Consider the following 20894-nt stretch of genomic DNA (forward strand, 5'->3'; position numbering starts at 1 on the left):
GTTAATTGCTTAATCTCCTTGGATAGCATCAACCCTATTGGACATAGAGCCAAAAAAGACCGATTAACCGATCTTTCTTGTTATTATTTTGCTACTTGTTCTACATTTTTCCCTGCGTAGAAACCACAATTACCGCATACACGGTGGCTTAATTTCATTTCGCCACACTCAGGACAAGGATTCATTCCTGGTACGTTTAATTTGAAGTGAGTACGACGCTTTCTTTTTACTGCTTTAGATGTTCTTCTTTTTGGTACTGCCATGTTTTACACCTCCTGGTAGTTGATGACCATTATTTATCTTGGTCTGATAATAACGTTTTTAAGGCTGCAAATCTTGGATCAACTTGATCCTCTTCTGCTTGGTTTTGAAGATTATATTCTTCTTCGGTTACGACTGTCCAGTCTTTGCCTGAAGGAAGATCTGTATCATCCTCTGCAATGACTTGTCTTGGAATATTCAAAAGAATATTATCAACAGCAGACGCTGCGAGGTCAATATAGTCATGTTCAAGAACAATAGTGGTTTCCTCATAGTCTTGAGCATTAAAGTCTAAACTTTTATCAACGTAGCGTTCTCTCACCTTTATTGATAAAGGGACAACTACAGGCTTCAAACTACGAGTTGAAGGCAATGTCACGTCCACATCAAATTGGCAGTGGAGCACAAACTCTTCATCACGCAAAAGGAAGTATCCCTTAGAATGCACTTCATCTATGTGGATTATATCCGACTTGCGTTCACTTATTTGTGATTGGATATCTATTCGCTCATCAAAAGAATAGATGCCGTCACGACAGGCCTCACGTAATTGACGAAGGGTCCATTTCATATATATCACCTCTAAAACGACAAAATAAATTATACTTAAGAAAAGACAGCTTGTCAATCACAATAATCAATTCTAAACCAATATTAGTATAGCTGATTGACGTTCATATTACTAGTTTAGCTTGCTATAAATAAGGCTCATTTAAATAAATGGGATGCTTTGCTATCACTTGTTCTTCAGTTTTTTTATTAGGATTGGCCTGCAAAATACTATCTACTTGCAAGGACAAGTGATAATTGTCTGCTATTTCTTGCGATAAATTAGAAAAAAGTTTTAGTTTTTCCGAATTAAAGCTGCTTAAAAAGGCTCGTCCCACTTGATTAAAAGCCAAGATACGAAGCACTTTCTGCTTTTTATTTTTTGTTAAATAACTTTGCCACATTGTTTGATCAATATGCAATAAAACCATCATCAATAGACGTTGTACAGCTGACCGTGTCCACCGACTCGAAGTAAGAGCATCCACTAATTCCTCCCAAGACTGAGTTTTGAGATTTTGCTTATAGATAGCCGACTCCATCCCCTCGACCATTCCTTGAATTTTAGCAAGACCTTCTTTCCCCAACGCTAAGATAGCATAGTTGAGTAAGGTATAATAATCTTGCCATTCGATTAAGGAATGCATTTGCAACTTCTGCCAAGTCATTATCGGAAGATTTCGAGCTTTTAGAACACCCTCTTGAACTTCCTTTCTGATTTGACTGCCTGAAAGGATAGATATTGGTTGTAGCTCATGTGGTAGCTCAATCCACTGTTCTAGCTCTTGAGTTTCTTTAAGACGAGGGATAACAATTGGTTGAATTTTAGAACCTTTTAGTGCTTTTAAGTACAGAATGCCTAGCATTTGATTGCTAGCAGATGGATCGAAACTTAAACTGTATTCATGCTGTTTCAATTGTTGAGCGACAGCCGTTTGATAAGCGGCTGGGTAGGCCTTTCCTTCTTTAAGTAAAAGACGGATATTTTTTTGCAAGTCCGCATCAATTAACTCAATAAAATTTAAATAGGCTTGAAGATCTGCTAATTCAGCCGATTCACTTCCAAAAGCTAAAAAATCAACCTCCAAGTCTTTCATGATGTCAACGGAGCTTCCGGCAAAAAAATCCGCTGCCTGCAGACTAGCATTCAATGGAAGTTCGAGGACTAGGTCTGCTCCATTTTTTAAGGCAAGCTCTGCCCTATGCCATTTATCCAGAATAGGAAACTCCCCTCTTTGCACAACATTCCCACTCATTAAAACGATAATGCATTCAGCTTGAGTTAAGGTCCTTGCCTTTTTGAGTTGATAGAGATGGCCATAATGAAAAGGATTGTATTCTGCAATAATGCCTAAGGTTCTCAACATTTATTCCCCCTTTTGACATACAAAAAACCAACGATCAGTCTTTTGATCTTGAGATTCGTCATACTGACGTTCACCAAAATTGACCAAAACTTGAATTTGTTGTGGTTGCAAGCCTACTTCTAGTAAAAAATTTTTATAAGTAGCTAAGGGATAGGTTTTTTCTTCTAGGTCGACTTGATAACGTCTATAAAAATCTTGATCAGCTTCAGACTCAACGCGATCAAAGACAGTTAACTGGTGAATTACACTTAAATCATTAGCTTTAGTGAAAGATGTCCACAATAGAGCTCCCTTTTCATCTTCATCCTGATAAGAAAATTGATCAAATCCTTGACTCAATTGATAAGGGGTCCATACATCAAACAATAATCGACCACTATCTTTTAGACAATTAACCATTGAAAAAAGAGCCTGTTTAAGCTCTTCTTCATTCTTTAGAAAACATAAAGAATCTGCATAGCAAGTCACTAAATCATACTTTCCCTCTTCTGCTTCTAGATTGAGCATATCACCTTGTTGAAAGATGAGGTTTTCATATTCATTTCCTGCTTGTTTTTTAGCTTGGTCAATCATTGCTTCATTTAAATCCATACCCTTAACTTGCTGATAATTCTTAGCTAATAAACGGCTAAAATAACCTGTCCCACATGCCATATCCAAAACATTTTCAACAGCTTCTCCTGCATGAGCTAAAGTAAAATCTAGCCACTGATCATAGGCGCTCAAATCATTAAAACGGTCATAAACCAAAGCGACATCGGTAAAACTCATTAAGGATTCACCCATGCAGAAATGTCCACTAATGGCGCATCTCGCCAGATTTTTTCTAAATTATAATGGCTACGCTCTTCATAATGAAAGACATGAACAACGATTTCATAAATATCAATTAAAATCCAGCGTCCGCCATCTTTTCCTTCAGAACCCTTGATATTTATATTCGCTTGATGACATTTTTCAATGATTTCGTCCACAATCGCATTAAGTTGACGTTCATTCTTGGCGTGCATGATTACAAAATATTCTGCCAAGGGTGTCATTTGACTTACATCTAAAGCCATAATATCTTGGCCCATCCGATCGTCCGCCGCTTTTACAATTACTTCTAATTTTTCTTTACTTGATAATGTCATAATTCCTCCTAAATAACTTTATTTGCTTTATAATTTTTAATCCAACTATTATAGACTTCAATTTGTAAGGGGAAAAGATATTCTTGCCTTTTCATCAAGTGCTTTACTGTCATACGCATCTTCAAAAAACAGGCCTTATCTAAATCAATTTGACTTAGTTTTCTAACCTTATTGACTCCTTTAAAATTACGTCCTTCTTCTGTATAGTCTGCGATATAAAGTATTTTTGCAAGTTTTGACATTTGGTGCCAGCCCGTAGTATGAGCAGCTACCGCTTGAATAATTTCATCATCTTGACATGCTAGATCCGTTTTCAATATTTGTGCAGCAGCAAAACCATGCCAGATTCCTTCTGTTGCGTCTTCAAGCCGCTCGTCTGACCAAAATGCTTGAGCTAAATTTAACATTGCCTCGGATTCAATTTCTTTGGCATAGTCATGCATTAAAGCAACGATTGATGCTTTTTCGATATCTTCTTCATAAAGCTTCGCTAACTCAAGCGCTTTTTTTTCAACCCCCATTACATGATCAAACCGTCTTTTTGATAAACGCTTTTCTAATTGATTAATCAACTCTTGACGGCTCATATTAATAAAGTCTTGTTGGTAAATAAGTTCTTCTGTCATAAAAACTCCTTCTTTCATCAATCCAAACGTCGATATAGGTCGTGGCGGTTAATGTAGTCTATCACCGCATCAGGAACTTGATAACGAATGGATTGTTCCAAGTAGACTCTTAGACGAATTTCCGTTGAAGAAAGCTCTACCAAAGGACTGTCTACCCAGATGATTGGATATTGCCCCCCATAAATTTCTTCGCCTGGACGTCGCACACCCACAAATTGAACCATTGAAGCCAATTCACTAATGTCACGCCAAGTCTCTAGTTCATTAGCTGAGTCACTCCCAATGATAAAGTAAAAGTCGCACTCAGGGTAAGCTTTCACGAAATGCCTCATAGTATCAATGGTATAATTTTTCCCACCACGATTAACTTCGTAGGCTTGGAGTTTAAACAAAGGATTACCTTCGATCGCTCTTTGAACCATTTGCAGCCGGTGTTGAGAAGCAATGGTCTGCTTCCCCGGCGCATGAGGTGGCTTTGCGGTTGGCATAAACCAAACTTCATCTAAATCTAATTGTTTTCCTACTTGTTCAGCCATCATTAAATGACCTAAATGAGGCGGATTAAAAGTCCCTCCTAAAATACCGATGCGTTGGCGATCACGGTCGGTTGTTAAATCCGCTATTTGTCCTAAGGTGATCGAGGCATATTCTCGCTCAAGCCTCAAAATAGTTTGTTCACTGACGATCGTCCGCATGGAGGTCTCCTTTCTGTTGCTATTGAATAGTGGCTATTTCTTCACTTATTCTTTGATATTTTTCTTTGTGAGAAGGGCGATAAAGAACAGCTGTATGTCCAACGGTTTGAACAATTACTGCATTAATTGCTTGAGCAATTTGTTCAGCCGCTTGATCAATTTCTTCATCAGAATTTTGCAGAATATTAAATTTAATTAATTCTCTTTTTTCAATGGCATCATCCACTTGTTGAATAAAGACTTCTGTAATTCCTAATTTTCCGATTTGAAAAATTGCTTTTTCTTTTTGCGCTTTTTTTCTAAGAAACTTAATTTGTTTTTTATTTAATACGGTCATATTGACTCCTTTTCTAACTAGATCTGTTTAACCTAAATCATACTTTCTCTTTGTGTAACTTGGACAGCTTTTGGAGCCCATAGTCTTACTTGAACAGGTTCATTAACTGTTAACCATCCTAGTCCAGCAATCGCTAAATCTTGATTGGGTTTTAATTGATAATCCCTTCCTTGTAGTTCAGGAAAATTAACTGCTTGATTGAGATATGGAGGACTTAAGAGTTGTCCTTTGTGCTCAAGGTAAAAGTCATCTGCCTTATCCGTTTTAGTCCGGTGAATATATGTCTCATTGGAGACATAAAAAGTAAAGGCTGCCCTTTCTCCTGCTATAAAATCAACTCTACCTGCTCCAGCTAAAAAGAGTGTTTGACCAGCATTTAACTGAAAAGTTCTAGGCTTAATTGCTTTATTGGGTAATAGTTTTTTCATTCCCTGACGATCTAAGTAATGAGCCAGTTGGTTTTCCTTGATAATTCCCGGAGTATCAATGATACCCGTTGTTTCTGTTAATGGTATACGAATCGTATCGAGTGTGGTGCCCGGATGATCAGAGGTTGTGATTATTTCTTTGTCTCCACCATAATGTCTCAGTAGTTGGTTAATTAAGGTAGATTTTCCAACATTAGTAACTCCCACTATGTAAACATTACGTTGTCTTACCTCGCGGTCAATCCGATCAATTAGAGCTTGTAAGCTAGCTGGCTTATTGGCTGACAGCAAAAACACTTCGTCTGGTTTTAAACTATTTTCAAAGAAACGCTGTTTCAACCAATGAACGATTCGATTTTGTTTGACTGATTTTGGTAATAAGTCTACTTTATTAGCGACTAAAACAAAGGGTTGCTTGCCAATAAAACGATTTAAGCCAGATAACATACTTCCTTCAACATCAAATATATCAATAACATTCACTACAAAAGCATCGTCTTCTGAAATGGAAGAAAGGCGATCCAGAAATATATCGTCTGAAATTTGCACATCCTGCAGCTCATTATAATGACGCAGTCTGAAACAGCGCTGACAATAAAAATCGCCTTCTATTTTTTTCTTCTCCAAGATAGAAGCCAATAAATACCCCATCTTATTAGGATCTTCACTTTGAATTTCAGCCCCACATCCAATGCATTGATAGTTTTCTTGTAAATTAGTTTGGTCTTTCAAGTTGGTCCCCCCAGTCTCCATGTCGGTCAATCCCAATCCATTTCAGTGCCTTTTTTTCTAAAGTGCGATTGACCAGGGTGTAAATATTATCATTATTGACAATAGGTTTAACTAAAAGTACTTTCAAACCTAAACTCTTAGCTCCTATTACATCGGTCATTATCTGGTCACCGACCACTAAGACATGCTCCGGCTTAACTTGCATTCTTTTCATTGCTAAGCGAAAACTACGTCTGAGCGGTTTTAAGGCATGACCGAGATAAGGTAATTTTAAAGGATCCGCCACCCTATGTACTCGTTCGGGATGATTGTTGGATAAAACAAATAATTTTATACCTGCATCTTGCATACTCTTTGCCCATATTGCTAATTCTTGGGTATGATCTAGGCAATTCCATGCCAAGAGTGTATTATCAAGATCTACTATTAGGCCTTTAATTTGCTGGTTGATTAGATCAGATGGCTTAAGACGATAAACTGAATTAAGACACCAAGTGGGTTGAATCAATTTTCTCATGATTCCTCCTATACTTTTTTATTATCTTCATTAACTTATTTCTTTTTTTACTTAAAGTCATTATAGCACATTCTTGTATTCTTATACTCATGATTCACTGGCTCTAATATTTATAATTATCTTGCTTAGGATTTTAACTGATGAAAAGATTATATGTTTATGATAAATAAAAAGAGGTCTAGGATTTCGATTATCCTCAGACCTCTTTTTGTTTGTATTAACCCAACAGATCAAATATTTCAATGGCTACTAGATCAATGTTGTCAAAGCGGAAAACAGTTCCCGTTTCTGATTCTGTCATTTCAAAAGCATCATCATTTGGTAAATAAGTCACTTGGCATTTTTCAATCCCATCCAATTCAAATCGACGAATTTCAACTTCATCTTTTGCCTTAGTCATTGTTTCTAGTCGTTGAATAATTCCAGTAAGTACAGATGCTTTCATGATTTCCTCCATTCTTCACTAAGAAGATAATTTATTTTATACAAGGTATACTAACAAACTGAGATAAAATTGCAAGAAATAAATTTTAAGTTGCTTCCCAACTTAGAGTGAGGAGGACTATTAAGCTTGATCCCACCAAAGCTTAATCAAAGCTTGAGTACCATCATTTTCATGACCTTCTTTTGCTAATTCTTGGTATAAATCATAGGCAAGTTTTGTACCTGGTAAATTTAAATTGGCTTTTTCAGCTTCTTCTAAAGCAATACCTAAATCCTTGATATAGTGCTTAACAAAAAATCCAGGTGAATAGTCTGATTTTAAAATACGAGGCCCATAATTGGCCAATGACCAGTTATTAGCAGCTCCACCAGTCAAGGTTGCAATAACTTTTTCTAAGTCTAACCCATTTGCTTTAGCATACCTTAATGTTTCGACCATGCCGGTCATTGTCCCAGCAATCATAATCTGATTACTTGCCTTAGCATGTTGGCCAGAACCTGCAGAACCATGGAGTTGAATACTTGCACTAAATGTTTCAAGAATAGGACGAACTTGATCTAAAGTTGCTGCATCTCCTCCAACCATAGCTGTTAGGCGTCCTGCTTTTGCTCCTAAATCTCCACCAGAAACAGGTGCATCTAAAACAGTAACACCCAAAGCTTGTCCTTTTTTAGTGAGTTCCTGAGCCAAACTTGGTCTAGAGGTGGTTAAATCAATAAAAACCTGACCTGAGTGAGCACCCTTAAACAAGCCCTTTTCACCTAGGTATACCGCTTCAACATCTTCAGGATAGCCAACTATTGTTAAGACTAAGTCACATGCCTGAGCAACTTCTTCAGGTGAAGCTTGCCAAATAGCCCCTTCTTCAACCAATTGATTGGCTTTAGACCTCGTTCGATTATAAACATAAAGCGGATAACCAGCTCTTAATATGTGTCTAGCCATTGATTGTCCCATAACACCTAGTCCGATAAAACCTACTTTGAGTGTTTGATCCACTATATTTTTCCTCCTATTACAATTTCACGAATAACATTTTTTACTTTACTAAAGACACGATCAAAAAGGCCAGTTTCTTCTTCAATATATCGCTCACATACTTGCTTGTAAAAGGTTAAAACTTGATCCGTAAACTTTTCTACTGATATTTCATATAAGTTATCTGTATCAATTGGATCAACTTGTTTTGAGTCTTTTTTCTCCAAAAAGTCTCTAATTGCTTGATTAAGTGTGTAATTTTCATCAAATAAGGCGCCAAAAGCCTCTTCTTGCATCACAGTCTTGAGGTAATCATTACTCTTAGCAATGATTGGACAGCGGTTAACAATTGCTTCTAGATAAGTCAACCCTTGCGATTCCGACTCTGAGGCATTTACATATAAATCAGCCATTTGGTAATAACGCCAAACTTCATCATGATCGACAAATCCAACAAAGCGCACATCTAAATCATGTTTACGACTAAATTGTTCTAGACTATCTCTTTCTGGTCCATCCCCAGCAATCACTAATTTTAGATTTGGATCCTTTTGCTTCAATTCACAATAAGAATATAAGACTTCAATTATATTTTTTTCTTTAGATAAACGTGATAAAGATAATAATACACGGTCTTTACTATTAAAACCTAAAGTCTTCCGCAAAGTTTTAGCTTCTTCTGGTTTAAAATTTGGAATGTTTACTCCAGTAGCTATTATCTGTATAGGAACATGAACACCATAAGATTCTAAAGTATCTTTAGTTAATTGACTGGGCGCAATGACTGCATTTGATTGGTTACAATACTGACGTGAAATTACTCTTACATGATTGGCTTGAACTAAGAGCCCATCTAAAATATAGTGGGTATAATTTTCATACATTGTATGATAAGTATGTATATTAGGAATCTTCAAACGGCTAGCAACATACTTACCAGCTAAACCCATACTAAACTCGGTGTGCGTATGAATAAGGTCTAAGTTCATGGAACGCGCTATTTTCAAACAGCGATCGAATCCCCGATATGCAATTCTTCGATCAGAAAAACTTAAAAAGGGAACACTTGAAATCCTAACAACATCTGGCTCTGCTTCTGCATTCGGATCAGTAGTAGTGAAGATAACTACCTCATGTCCTCTAGCTCGCAATTCTTTTGTTAATAATTTGATTGAAGTTGATACACCACTTAATTGAGGAAAGTAGGTATCCGTAAACATGCCTATCTTCATAATGCTTCCTTCCTAGAGCTTATTTCTATTCTCATCTATTATAGTAAATATTTTACTACCTTAACAACAGTGTTTTTTGTAAAAAAAAGACACTAGAAACGATTTGTTCCACAAACATATGGCTATGCTTAAATGGCGACAAACTATTCCTAGGGTCTTAACTATTTATGAAATACACTTTAGGCTAAATATTGATTAACAAGCTCTTCTACTGCTTCAGATGAATTACATTCCTTGATCACGCGATCAGCTAATTCTTGCATCTTTTTACTATCTAAGCGTGAAATTAACTGACGTGTTCTTAAGATTGACGAAGCAGACATTGAAAACTCATCTAATCCCATACCTAGTAGAATAGGTACCGCCATTTGGTCACCAGCCATTTCACCGCACATACCAACCCATTTACCTTCTTGGTGAGCTGCATCAATTACAAATTTGACTAATCTCAAAATAGAAGGATTATAGGGTTGATAAAGATAAGAAACTCGCTCATTCATTCGATCAGCAGCCATTGAATATTGGATTAAATCATTTGTACCAATTGAGAAGAAGTCTACTTCCTTTGCAAATTGGTCCGCTAAAACAGCAGCAGCTGGAATTTCAATCATTATTCCAACTTCGATAGAATCTGAATATTCAACCTGCGCTTGTTGAAGTTCTTTTTTAACCTCTTCTAATAAAGATTTAGCCTGGCGAAACTCTGAAATTGTAGCAATCATAGGAAACATGATTTTCAAATCACCATGAACCGATGCTCTCAGTAATGCTTTCAATTGTGTTTTGAACATCTCTGGCTTATCTATAGAAATACGAATAGCACGGTAACCTAAAAACGGGTTCATTTCTTGTGGCAACTTCATATATGGCAAATGCTTATCGCCACCTATATCCATGGTTCGAACGACCACCCCTTTACCATCAACAGCTTCAAGCACTTGACGATAAGCGCGATATTGGTCATCTTCACTAGGAAAATCAGCAGCATTCATGTAAAGGAATTCTGTTCGATACAAGCCTACTCCATCTGCTCCATTATCAATAGCTCCCTCAACATCCTTAGGGGTTCCAATATTGGCAGCAATTTCTACTGTTTTACCATCACTAGTTATGGATGGCGATGCTACCAATTTTTTTAATTCTTCTTGGACTTGTTTAAATTGGTCGCCTTTATGCTGATACTCTTTTAGTTCTTCCTCGTTTGCTTGCAGGATAATTTGACCTTCTAAGGCATCTACGATTAAGTTTTCTCCCTGTTTAACCGCTTGAGAAACACCTTCAATCCCAACAACGGCAGGTATCTCTAACGACCTTGCCATGATAGCAGAGTGAGATGTTCTTCCGCCAATCTCTGTGACGAAGGCTTTCACATATTTTTTATTCAATTGCGCAGTGTCGCTTGGCGTTAAGTCTCTAGCCACCACAATTACTTCATGGTCAATAGTAGCTGGAGTCGGTAATTCCACTCCTAATAAAGCAGCTAAAAGTCGTTGTTTCACGTCACGGATATCTGCTGCACGTTCTTGCATGTAAGGATTGTCTTCCATCGCTTCAAATGTAGCAATAAACATATCTGCAACTTGTTCAAGACTAGCCTCTGCATTCATCTTATCTTCTTCAATCAAAGTTTTTACTTGGGCTAGGAATTCTGGATCTGATAAAACTAAAAGATGTGCATCAAAAACTTTTGCCTCTTCTTCACCTAATTGGTCAGCAGCTAATTGGCGAATATTTTCAAGTTCCGCTTTTGCTTGGTCAACAGCGACAGACAAACGCATAAGTTCCTGTTCACTATCTTCAATTGACTTTTTGTCAAAACTTAAGTCGGGATCCACTAATAAATAAACAGGTGCAATTGCAATCCCATCACTAGCCGCAATACCGGTTAGTTTATTAGTCATTATTCAGATAAGCCCTCTTTCTTCATGGTCTCTGTTACCGTTTCAATAGCTTCTTTTTCGTCAGAACCTTCAGCTGTAATTGTAACGTCAGCTCCTTGTCCTACGCCAAGAGACATCACTCCCATAATTGATTTCAAATTTACTGATTTACCTTTATATTCTAAGTTAATATCTGATGAAAACTTACTAGCTGCTTGCACTAATAAAGTTGCAGGTCTTGCGTGAATCCCAGTCTCAGCAACTACGTGAAATTCTTTCTTTTCCATATGTTCATCTCCTTAAAGACATTATTTCTAATATTAAGCTATGCGCTGAATAGCTATTCATTCTAGGCAAATAAAAACCCAGGCAAACGCTATCATTATTATACACAAAACCAAAATTAAAAGCTAAGATTATTTACTTATTAAATACCAGTAACCCTTAATAAGAGATTTACATCAACTGTTTAAGTTTAACATCAGGGTGTTTGTCTTTAAACCAATTTTCAGCAAACTGATTTTCAAAAAGGAAAACAGCTTGGCCGAAACGATCTTTTGCCAGAAGGTTTCGTGAGGAAGACATCTTAGGATCTAAGTCCTCATCATCAATCCAACGTGCAATTTTTGACCCCATTGGTGTCATTTCAACTTCTGCATTATATTCGTTTAATAAACGATATTGAAAAACTTCAAACTGCAGTTGTCCGACCGCTCCTAGTATATACTCTTCTGTATGATAGGTCTTATATAATTGAATGGCTCCTTCTTGCACAAGTTGTTCAATTCCTTTATGGAAAGATTTTTGCTTCATTACATTCTTTGGCGCTACTTTCATAAAAATCTCCGGCGTAAATTGTGGTAGATCTTCAAATTGGACGGCTTGGTTACCTGCATAGATGGTATCACCTATTTGAAAATTCCCCGTATCATATAAGCCAATAATATCGCCTGCAAAAGCATCTTGGACTTCTGCTCGACTGTCGGCCATGAACTGGGTAGTATGTGCCATTCGAATGGTTTTGCCGGTTCGGTTTAAAGTAACTGTCATTCCCTTTTCAAAACGGCCAGAAACAATCCTTACAAAGGCAATGCGGTCACGGTGTGCTGGGTTCATATTAGCTTGGATTTTAAAAACAAAGCCTGTAAAACGCTCATCTGTTGGCTGGATATATTCTTCGTCAACTGTTAAAGCCGGCGCCGGCTGATGAGACAAATCGACAAAGGCATCCAAGAAAGTTTGTACGCCAAAACCCGTTAAAGCGGACCCAAAAAAGACGGGCGTTAATTTTCCTCGTGAAATAGCCTGGCGATCAAAACTATTACCCGCTTCATGTAAAAGTTGTGCATCATCAATTGCTTGACTATAAATAGATGATGATTTAAAATCGTGGTCTCCTTGGGCATGTCCTTCTTCATCCAGTGCTATAAAATAATCTTCATCATCTGATTGACGAATTTCCACGCGCTGATTGTATAAATCATATAGACCTAGTAATGTTTTACCCATACCCATTGGCCAATTCATTGGATAGGCATTAATTCCTAAGACTTCTTCTAATTCCGCTACTAAATCCATTGGCTCGCGTCCATCGCGGTCTAGTTTATTCATAAATGTAAAGATAGGAATTCCACGCTTTGAGACGACCTCAAATAATTTCTTAGTTTGAGGCTCAATTCCCTTACCAGAATCGACCACCATAACAGCAGCATCGACTGCCATTAAAGTACGGTAGGTATCTTCCGAAAAATCTTCGTGACCTGGAGTATCAAGAATATTAACTTGATAGCCATCATAATCCACTTGCATGACAGAAGACGTGACTGATATACCTCTTTGCTTTTCAATTTCCATCCAATCTGATTTAGCGAATTTATTTGATTTTTTTCCCTTAGCTTTTACCGTTCCCGCTTCACGTATAGCTCCAGAAAATAATAAAAGTTGCTCGGTGATAGTTGTTTTTCCAGCATCGGGATGGGAAATGATTGCAAAAGTTCGACGACGCTCCACTTCTTTTGTTATATTTTTAACCATTATTTCTCCTCATTTCTGTTGATAACTTAAAGACAAGAAAAGCTGGGTTTACCCCCAGCCCTTTTTTATCATTTAGTTAACCATGAGCTTTCTTAAAATCAACCAATTTTTTGTCATTTGTCTTTTCTGCCGTTTCTTCATTCTTTATAACATCTTGAATTAAACGTTGTAATTCCTCTTTTTCTCTATCTGACAATTGTTTTTCTGCCGAAAGATTCTTTCGATGACTGTTTGGTTGTAAGTCATCTTGCTCATAATCTTCAATCTGATTCCTAAAACGATCCACTTGCTTGCTAGGAAAAACCTCATCAAAATTAGTTGATGAAACAAATTTTTCATAGTCTGAAATCATATCTAGCATTTGTGATTGCATCATTTTTAATTGATCTTTTAAATCTGTTCCTGTATTGGCTAATTCCTTACTATAATATGCAAAGTTTTCTTTGTATTGGGCCACTTGCTCATTAGTACGATTTATTAGCTTTTCTGCTTCTGCTTCTGAATCGGCAATAATTTCATTTCCTGTCTTTCGTGCGTCCACTAAACCATCTTTTAGAGCGGCTTCAATCGACTGGAAATAAACCACTTTCTCTTCTAGAGCTTGTACTTTCTGGTTTAAATTAGCAACGTCTCTTTCTAAAGATTTAATTTTTTCATCTTTATATTCAACTAATTGGTTAACTTGTTTGCGATTATAGCCAAATAGATTAACAGACACTTCGCTGATACGGTCCATTTACTCACCTCATAACTTTCTTTTCCATCAACTAATTTTAACAAAAAATACTTGTTTTGAATAGGTCCTATTGCGATATCCCTTATTTAATGACTTTTTAAACAGATAAATTATCATAACAAGTGCAACGTTCAATAAACGCAGAGTTCATTAGCTATATTAATAGGTAAATAACCAAACAAAACAGATTAAAAGGAGCCATTAACTATGAGTTATAACCATCTTACCATGGAAGAGAGAGCTTGTATTTATCAATTTTAAATTTATGAAGGAGTATCATAAAAATTGCCAAAACATTAAGAAGATCTCTTAGTACAATTTCAAGAGAAATAAAAAGCAATTCTTCAAACATTAAGGTTCGTAGAGGAAAAGAGAGTCATAGAAAAAGCAAGTATTGTTTTGTAACACTGGCAGAAAGAAGATCCAGATATTACATAGCGATATTAGTAGAAAATAGAAAGTCGGAAAATATCACATCGGCAATCATTAATGCGCTAAAAGATCTTGTAAAAACAATAACATTTGACAGAGGCGAAGAATGTTCAGAATTTGAGGAAACAGAAGAGGAATTAGTCTGTAAGACATATTTCTATGATCCTTAGTGTGCTTGGCAAAAGGTACAAATGAAAACAGCAATGAGCTTTTAAGAGAGTTTTATCCTGAAGAAATGGATTTGTCAAAAGTAAGTAAAGATGGTTTACACAATAACCTAGAGTTAATGAAAAATAGACCAAGGAAAGGTATAAAATATAAACCACCTAAAGAAGAACTTTTTGGATTCTTACTATCGGTGTTGCATTTGATTGGACAATTCGTCAACAAAAAAAGACCTGTCATTTCTCATCTATAAGAAATGACTAGGTCTATTACCTAAAAACGATTAATCTACCATCTCTGCTTCTAAGTATTTATGAATTAAGTCATATGTGGCAATTACTGAGGTGATGTGTGTTCTTTCAAAGGCATGACTAGCATCAATTCCAGCACCAAACAATCCGTGACGTACATCTGCTCCGGCACGCATAGCTGCAGAAGCATCTGAACCATAGTATGGATAGATATCTACTTTATAAGGAATCTTATTTTCATCACATAATCCAACTAATTGATTACGTAAGCCAACATGATAAGGGCCAGAAGCATCTTTAGCACAGATAGACACTGTATACTCATCTGAAGTTTGATCATCTCCTAATGCTCCCATATCGACAGCAATATATTCTTCAACTTCTGGAGCAATGTTAGAGTTTCCACCGTAGCCAATTTCTTCGTTATTAGAAATATAGAAATGAGTAGTATGTGCTAATTTAAGTTCTCCAGCTTTAATTGCTTCAATAGCTTCTAATAAAAGGGAAACACTCACTTTATCATCTAAGTGGCGTGATTTTAAATAACCGGAGTCAGTAATTTCTGCACGTGGATGGAAAGAAATAAAATCTCCTACTTCGATACCTAATTCTGCTACATCTTCTGGGTTAAAAACAGGGTGGTCTAAACGAACTTCCATATTGTCTTGATTGCGTTCTAATGACCCTGCGTTACGGTAAACGTGAACAGAAGTCTGATGCATTAAAATCGTTCCATCAAAAGTTTTACCTGTTTTTGCAGAATGGATTTTGCAATATACTCCTTCTAGCGAATTGTAAACAAACCCACCGATTAGATCTAATTTCAAACGACCATCAGCTTTTACCGCACGAACCATCGCTCCTAAAGTATCCACGTGAGCTGTAATAAAACGCTGACGTTCTTTATTTTTTCCTTCTAAAGTTACTAGTAAACCTCCTTTTGGTGTCTTAGTATACTCCACTTTATCCTGGTCAAATTTTTTCATTAAATGCGACACAATTTCACCAGTATAACCAGTTGGTGAAGGAATCTCGGTTAATTCTTTCACACGTTCTAAACGTGCACGATCTGATTCTGATAATTGATAGTTCAATTCTACCATTCTGTTCTCTCCTTTATATTGATCCATCTTAAAAGATAAATCATTGTAATCACTTGATTCTACTATACAACAATTAGCCTTAAATTCAAAAGCAAATTATGAAAAAATAACAATCCTTTAGATTTTTATACTTGGACCAGAGTTTGAAAATTGAAATTCTAAAACAAGTGGGTGTCTATAGCTAGAGGCTTTTCTTATCATTAAGGTAAATAGGTTAAAAAAACTCGGGCAATTGTAAAATAAATGAAGACTGAAGTTAAGTCACTTAAAGTTGAGATAAATGGACCACTAGCCACAGCGGGGTCAAAGCCTATCTTCATCATGAGTTTAGGAATCAAAGCACCGGCAATATTAGCCACCACGATTGCACAAGCCATAGCAATCCCTATGATCATACCCAAAAAGAGGTTTCCTTTCCAAAAGCCTGCCACTAGGGCTATGGTTAACCCAACTACCAATCCTGTGACTACTCCTGTTAGTAATTCAAAACTAAAAGAATCAAAAAATTTATCATCTTCTGATTTATTAGTAAGCTTGCGAACAGCAACCGCTAAAGATTGAGTTCCAGCGTTACCTGCTGTACCGGTTATTAATGTAACAAAGCTAGATAAAACAGGCACTGAGGATATCAAACCTTCAAACTGAGAAATTAGAGTGGCTGTCCCCATCCCCATAAATAGCAGTGTAACTAACCAAGGCAAGCGACTTTTAGAAGCCTTAAATGGAGTAGTATGAATTTCATTAACATCAACTGCAGCCAAACCTGAGTAGTCACTGTCTGCTTCTTCTTGAATAACGTCTAAAACATCATCTACCGTTATAATACCAAGTAATTCACGATCAAAGCCTACAACTGGTAGGGCCAATAAGTCGTAATCTTGTACCATTTTTGCTACCTCTACTTGATCATCATTTACTTCAACTGTTATTAAACGAGGATTAAGGATTTCTGAGATTAAGGTTTGATCATCATGAACAATGAGATCTCTTAAAGATAAAACACCCTTTAGTCGTCTATCTTCATCAATCACATACACATAATAGATAGTTTCTGCTTGAGCGGCTGCCGTTTTTAAGTGTTCATAGGCTTGTTTAACTGTATATTCTTCCTTGACAGTTACAAACTCAGTCGTCATGATGGATCCTGCTGTTTCGTCAATATAGTTTATCAAACGAGATATTTCACGGGCAGACCTATTAGGCATTAAATGCATGTACGTATTTACTTTTTCTTTATTATCAATATTATTTAAAATATCCACCGCATTATCCGCGTACATTTCACCTAAAACAATAGCTGCATAGGCATTTTCCATCTCTAGGAAATACTCTTCACTCAAGTGAAGAATATCTGATTCAAAGGCATCAAAGACATCAGCGAGTTCACTGGGAGCAAGATATTGATAGACTGTTTTTCGCTCAGAACTGACAAACTCAGTAAAAATTTTGGCTTGATCATAATTATGTAACGCTAAAAACTCAGTACGAAAGCGTGTCATACGGTTGTTTTGCAGCATAGCTTTGAAACTAGCGACGCTTTCTTCAAAACTTCTTTCAAATACTTCCATTGCTATTCCTCTCTTAGTTAACTTGCTGGGCTTGAATCCAATCTTGCATATCTTCTGGTAGATTCATCTCAAAATGTAAGGGCTGTTGAGTCATGGGGTGGTTAAACTCCAATTGGCCACAGTGAAGCGCTTGACGTCTGATCGTTTCGGTCAAAGGACCTCCATATAAATCATCGCCAATTAAAGGACCTCCCATATGCATTAAGTGTACCCGAATTTGATGTGTTCGTCCTGTATGAAGCCTTATTCTTAAGTGCGCTCCATTAGGATAAGTTTGCTGACACCAATATTCGGTCTTGGCATATTTTCCACTTTCATGAACACGCCGGGTTATAATTGAAGACTCCGTACGTGCAATAGGTGCTTCAATTATACCATGGTCTGACCATTGACTGCGACTGCTTAGAGCATGGTAATATTTAACCACTTGACCTGCTCTTACTTGACGATCCATCAATGCATGAGCTAATCGATGCTTAGCAATTAACATTAAGCCTGATGTATCACGATCTAACCTTGTTACTATATGGATTACTTGATCCGAGTAGCCTTGCTTTTGGTAGTAACCTCTCACTCGATTAGCAATTGAACTCGAAGGATTTGCTAAAGAAGGAATTGAAACTACTCCCACTTGTTTATTTAAAATAAGTAGATCATCATCTTCATAGACGATTTCAATTGGGTCATCTGAAGGTGGAACTGTTTCATGCCCTCGCTCGATGGGAGCTAATAAATGAAGACAGTCTCCTTTACGGATTTTAAAACGAACAGGTACTTTTAAATGGTTCAATAACAGTTGACCTTCAAGCTTAACCTTTCTTAAAAAGGCCTTTGGTAACTGTTGTTGTCTTAAAAATTCTTTAATCGTTATTTCTTCCGATTGATCATAAAACCACTTCAACTCCATTATAAACCTCACCTTTTATTGATTAAACTTATTTTCTCACTTGATTAGCGATAAAAGAGGATTCTACACGATTCCAATAATGCATATGCTTAAAGCTAGCGAAATGAATTCTCTCCTTAGCCAATTGCAAGCGCACCGTATCAATTGTCTGGTCCGCCCAAAATAGATGGTCAGTCGTGATATCCATCCATTCATTGGATGGATCTGGTTTTAAAGTGAGCCATTCATCAGCCGGTAAAATAATAGGCGAGGCCAAGGATCGATAAACACGATTATTAACCGAAGCCATCTCTGTCATCTGTATTGCTTCAATTCGTGGATGCATTACCGCTCCACCTAAAGATTTGTTTAACCCCGTAGACCCGGTTGGTGTCGCAATACACAATCCATCCCCACGAAATGTTTCAAAGAATTGGTCTTTTATTTCCACATCACACACCATTGTTTTACGATGCGAACGAATACTGCATTCATTGAGGGCTAGAACATGTCTCTTTTTTCCATTACCGAGAGTAATAGCTACCGATAGTAAGGGATATGAAATGGATTCAGCGTCATTTTCAACAATACTCTGTAAAACTTGATCCATCTGTTCGCCTAACCAGTCCGTATAAAACCCTAAATGTCCCGTATGAATCCCTATAAATTGAGTATGATTGATAAATGCCTGGTACTGGTGAAAGGCTGATAAAAGTGTGCCATCTCCACCAATTGATATTACATAGTCAGGAGTTTCCCCGTTAGAGAGCTCTTTTAATTGATAGTGATGGAGTTTAGTTTTAAGTCGTTGAGCATAGGCAACTGATAAAGCTTTTTTATTATATACTAATCCAATCTTTTTCATAGTTTCTCCTTACTCTTGCTCTTAACGCGAGTCAAACAGTTTGGTTGCTTCATGAATCTCTTCACGAATCTGACTCATTTCTTCATCAAGTAGAAAGGCAGCCTCAGAAGCTCGTTGAAGTCTTTCTAATATTTCAACAGGATACTTGCCATCATACTTATAATTTAACGAATGTTCGATGGTTGCCCAAAAATTCATCGCTAAAGTTCTAATTTGTACTTCCACAATAACCGAAATGTTTCCTTCAATTCTTTCCACCGGATACTCTAAGATCATATGATAAGAACGATACCCACTCGGCTTATGATTTTTAATATAGTCCCTAATCATAATGACTTTAAAATCAGACCGTCTTAATAGTAAATCTGCTACTTCATAGATATCCTCAACAAACTGGCACATCACTCGAACCCCAGCTATGTCCTGAACACCACAAAGGAAATCTTTGGCTTTGATTTGTCTAACAGCCATTTTTTCCATAATACTTTCAGGTGATTTTACTCGTCCGGTAACGAATTCGATCGGTGCGTGTCTATCCAAATCAATATATTCTTGGCGAATACTTTTTAATTTTAGCTTCAATTCTTCAACAGCCTGACCATAAGGGGCTAAGAACAATGCCCAATTGTCGACAAAAGGTTCTTCATATACATATTTATTTTCCATGATTTCCCCCTTTCTAGCCCTCTACAAGTTTTCAAAATATTCAACCCATATCAGTCTAATTGATTAATATCATCCAGAAAATATTTTACCATAAGTCAAAGGGTTTTCGTATATAACTGTTCATTAGTTGAAATATCTATCATTTTACGGCATACTATTTATTTGTGAGGTTTTTCACTCTAGGCGTATTATTATAGATTACACTATGTTTATGATAAGCTTATACTAAGAAAAAGTAATACGAAGGAGGAATAGTGTGGAAAATTATATGATTGATTATCACTTTAATGGTCAGGCAAAGTATTTTGACTTTTATTTGTTTGTCAATCCTTTAGGGCGAAAATGCTACTATTCCGAGCAAGAGATTAATAAGGCTAGTAAATTAATTTCTTCAAAGATTGACATTAATATTCTTTGTATACATAATGAAGAGATTTTAAATGACTTTATGCAGCGTTTAGGCATTATTCAACCTAGTTTAGCAGTCCGTAATGACCTCTACTGTAAACTTTATAAAGCTGCTTTAGCCGTAAAAGCTGCACACTTTCAAGGCAAACGTAAAGGCAGATGCTTTTTAAAAGATTTACAACAAAAAATTTATCACGATCTATCTCTTTTGAACGAAAACTTAATTATGGACCTTGCTGCAAGCAATGGTTTAGATTCAGATTTGTTCTATGAGGATTTCTATTCCGATTTCACACGAGATTTATATTTTAATGACCTTAAAATTGCTAAAGCCATGGGTGTTCATTCAACCCCTAGTCTTGTGATATTTGATTCTACCCGTGAAGATGAAGGGATTTTGCTCGAGGATAATGTTACTTATGAATCCGTTATTGATCATCTAGATTTATTACATTCACAACATTTAGATCACTCTGTTAAATGTTCTACCCATTTTAATTTATTGAAATAAGAGGTCGAGAGGCTTTCGTTTCAGAGATTGACCGCTTATTTCTTTCAATAGTTTTTTGAATGACTTTTATTATAATACTTAACTATCAA

The 20894-nt window shown here is 36.6% G+C and carries 24 protein-coding genes; 2 read left to right on the forward strand and 22 right to left on the reverse strand.

Annotated elements, in window-relative coordinates; genetic code table 11:
• Positions 1-83 precede the first annotated feature (83 nt).
• The 17 genes from rpmF to ACQV2O_RS01855 form a co-directional block, all read right to left on the reverse strand.
• On the reverse strand, positions 84-263 hold the full coding sequence (rpmF, locus tag ACQV2O_RS01775; protein WP_428874498.1) for a 50S ribosomal protein L32: 180 nt from the start codon (positions 261-263) through the stop codon (positions 84-86).
• Between the two features lie 29 nt (positions 264-292).
• Positions 293-832, reverse strand: coding sequence for a YceD family protein (locus tag ACQV2O_RS01780; protein ID WP_428874497.1), 540 nt, complete (start codon positions 830-832; stop codon positions 293-295).
• 124 nt (positions 833-956) lie between these two features.
• On the reverse strand, positions 957-2177 hold the full coding sequence (locus ACQV2O_RS01785) for a nucleotidyltransferase family protein (RefSeq protein WP_428874830.1): 1221 nt from the start codon (positions 2175-2177) through the stop codon (positions 957-959).
• A complete protein-coding gene (locus tag ACQV2O_RS01790) occupies positions 2178-2963 on the reverse strand; it encodes a class I SAM-dependent methyltransferase (protein ID WP_428874495.1) in 786 nt (261 codons plus the stop codon).
• Complete coding sequence (gene rsfS / locus ACQV2O_RS01795) at positions 2948-3310, reverse strand: ribosome silencing factor (protein WP_428874831.1); 363 nt, start codon at positions 3308-3310, stop codon at positions 2948-2950. Before rsfS ends, ACQV2O_RS01790 begins: the two co-directional genes overlap by 16 nt.
• A gap of 8 nt (positions 3311-3318) precedes the next feature.
• Positions 3319-3936 carry a bis(5'-nucleosyl)-tetraphosphatase (symmetrical) YqeK gene (yqeK, locus tag ACQV2O_RS01800; RefSeq protein WP_428874832.1) on the reverse strand — a complete coding sequence of 206 codons (618 nt, stop codon included), beginning with the start codon at positions 3934-3936 and terminating at the stop codon, positions 3319-3321.
• Positions 3937-3953: 17 nt separating this feature from the next.
• On the reverse strand, positions 3954-4631 hold the full coding sequence (locus ACQV2O_RS01805) for a nicotinate-nucleotide adenylyltransferase (RefSeq protein ID WP_428874491.1): 678 nt from the start codon (positions 4629-4631) through the stop codon (positions 3954-3956).
• 19 nt (positions 4632-4650) lie between these two features.
• Positions 4651-4968: a ribosome assembly RNA-binding protein YhbY gene (gene yhbY, locus ACQV2O_RS01810; RefSeq protein WP_428874833.1), complete on the reverse strand. Its 318-nt coding sequence runs from the start codon at positions 4966-4968 to the stop codon at positions 4651-4653.
• A gap of 32 nt (positions 4969-5000) precedes the next feature.
• Positions 5001-6149: a ribosome biogenesis GTPase YqeH gene (gene yqeH / locus ACQV2O_RS01815; protein WP_428874834.1), complete on the reverse strand. Its 1149-nt coding sequence runs from the start codon at positions 6147-6149 to the stop codon at positions 5001-5003.
• The gene (locus tag ACQV2O_RS01820; RefSeq protein WP_428874835.1) at positions 6112-6645 is read right to left on the reverse strand and encodes a YqeG family HAD IIIA-type phosphatase; all 534 of its coding nucleotides are present in this window, start codon (positions 6643-6645) and stop codon (positions 6112-6114) included. The genes yqeH and ACQV2O_RS01820 overlap by 38 nt, the downstream gene beginning before the upstream one ends.
• Before the next feature lie 217 nt (positions 6646-6862).
• Positions 6863-7090 (reverse strand): YkuJ family protein, encoded by a 228-nt coding sequence (locus ACQV2O_RS01825; protein ID WP_428874487.1) that lies wholly within the window; start codon positions 7088-7090, stop codon positions 6863-6865.
• A 120-nt stretch (positions 7091-7210) separates the two neighbouring features.
• Positions 7211-8089, reverse strand: a complete 879-nt coding sequence (locus ACQV2O_RS01830) for an NAD(P)-dependent oxidoreductase (RefSeq protein ID WP_428874486.1) — start codon at positions 8087-8089, stop codon at positions 7211-7213.
• Positions 8089-9300, reverse strand: a complete 1212-nt coding sequence (locus tag ACQV2O_RS01835; RefSeq protein WP_428874485.1) for a glycosyltransferase family 4 protein — start codon at positions 9298-9300, stop codon at positions 8089-8091. The genes ACQV2O_RS01830 and ACQV2O_RS01835 overlap by 1 nt, the downstream gene beginning before the upstream one ends.
• 179 nt (positions 9301-9479) lie before the next feature.
• Positions 9480-11201 (reverse strand): phosphoenolpyruvate--protein phosphotransferase, encoded by a 1722-nt coding sequence (gene ptsP, locus ACQV2O_RS01840; protein ID WP_428874836.1) that lies wholly within the window; start codon positions 11199-11201, stop codon positions 9480-9482.
• Complete coding sequence (locus ACQV2O_RS01845) at positions 11201-11467, reverse strand: phosphocarrier protein HPr (protein WP_428874483.1); 267 nt, start codon at positions 11465-11467, stop codon at positions 11201-11203. Before ACQV2O_RS01845 ends, ptsP begins: the two co-directional genes overlap by 1 nt.
• A 169-nt stretch (positions 11468-11636) precedes the next feature.
• On the reverse strand, positions 11637-13214 hold the full coding sequence (locus tag ACQV2O_RS01850) for a peptide chain release factor 3 (protein ID WP_428874837.1): 1578 nt from the start codon (positions 13212-13214) through the stop codon (positions 11637-11639).
• 76 nt (positions 13215-13290) lie between these two features.
• Positions 13291-13950, reverse strand: a complete 660-nt coding sequence (locus tag ACQV2O_RS01855) for a DivIVA domain-containing protein (RefSeq protein ID WP_428874838.1) — start codon at positions 13948-13950, stop codon at positions 13291-13293.
• A gap of 607 nt (positions 13951-14557) precedes the next feature.
• Between ACQV2O_RS01855 and ACQV2O_RS01860 the strand changes: the two genes are divergently transcribed.
• Positions 14558-14800: a hypothetical protein gene (locus ACQV2O_RS01860; protein WP_428874839.1), complete on the forward strand. Its 243-nt coding sequence runs from the start codon at positions 14558-14560 to the stop codon at positions 14798-14800.
• A 30-nt stretch (positions 14801-14830) separates the two neighbouring features.
• Here ACQV2O_RS01860 and ACQV2O_RS01865 read toward each other — a convergent pair whose 3' ends face one another.
• The 5 genes from ACQV2O_RS01865 to ACQV2O_RS01885 form a co-directional block, all read right to left on the reverse strand.
• Positions 14831-15901 carry a M42 family metallopeptidase gene (locus tag ACQV2O_RS01865; protein WP_428874840.1) on the reverse strand — a complete coding sequence of 357 codons (1071 nt, stop codon included), beginning with the start codon at positions 15899-15901 and terminating at the stop codon, positions 14831-14833.
• Positions 15902-16101: 200 nt separating this feature from the next.
• Positions 16102-17469 (reverse strand): magnesium transporter, encoded by a 1368-nt coding sequence (gene mgtE, locus ACQV2O_RS01870; RefSeq protein ID WP_428874462.1) that lies wholly within the window; start codon positions 17467-17469, stop codon positions 16102-16104.
• Positions 17470-17482: 13 nt separating this feature from the next.
• Positions 17483-18376: an RluA family pseudouridine synthase gene (locus ACQV2O_RS01875; protein WP_428874463.1), complete on the reverse strand. Its 894-nt coding sequence runs from the start codon at positions 18374-18376 to the stop codon at positions 17483-17485.
• Between the two features lie 28 nt (positions 18377-18404).
• Positions 18405-19220 carry an NAD kinase gene (locus tag ACQV2O_RS01880; protein WP_428874464.1) on the reverse strand — a complete coding sequence of 272 codons (816 nt, stop codon included), beginning with the start codon at positions 19218-19220 and terminating at the stop codon, positions 18405-18407.
• A gap of 21 nt (positions 19221-19241) precedes the next feature.
• Positions 19242-19886: a GTP pyrophosphokinase gene (locus tag ACQV2O_RS01885; RefSeq protein WP_428874465.1), complete on the reverse strand. Its 645-nt coding sequence runs from the start codon at positions 19884-19886 to the stop codon at positions 19242-19244.
• A gap of 256 nt (positions 19887-20142) precedes the next feature.
• On the opposite strand from ACQV2O_RS01885, the gene ACQV2O_RS01890 reads away from it, so the two are divergent.
• Entirely contained in the window at positions 20143-20805 is a 663-nt protein-coding gene (locus ACQV2O_RS01890) for a DsbA family protein (protein ID WP_428874841.1), read from the forward strand.
• Positions 20806-20894 lie beyond the last annotated feature (89 nt).

Source organism: Facklamia sp. P13055 (genome assembly GCF_050409445.1).
Classification (GTDB): domain Bacteria; phylum Bacillota; class Bacilli; order Lactobacillales; family Aerococcaceae; genus Facklamia.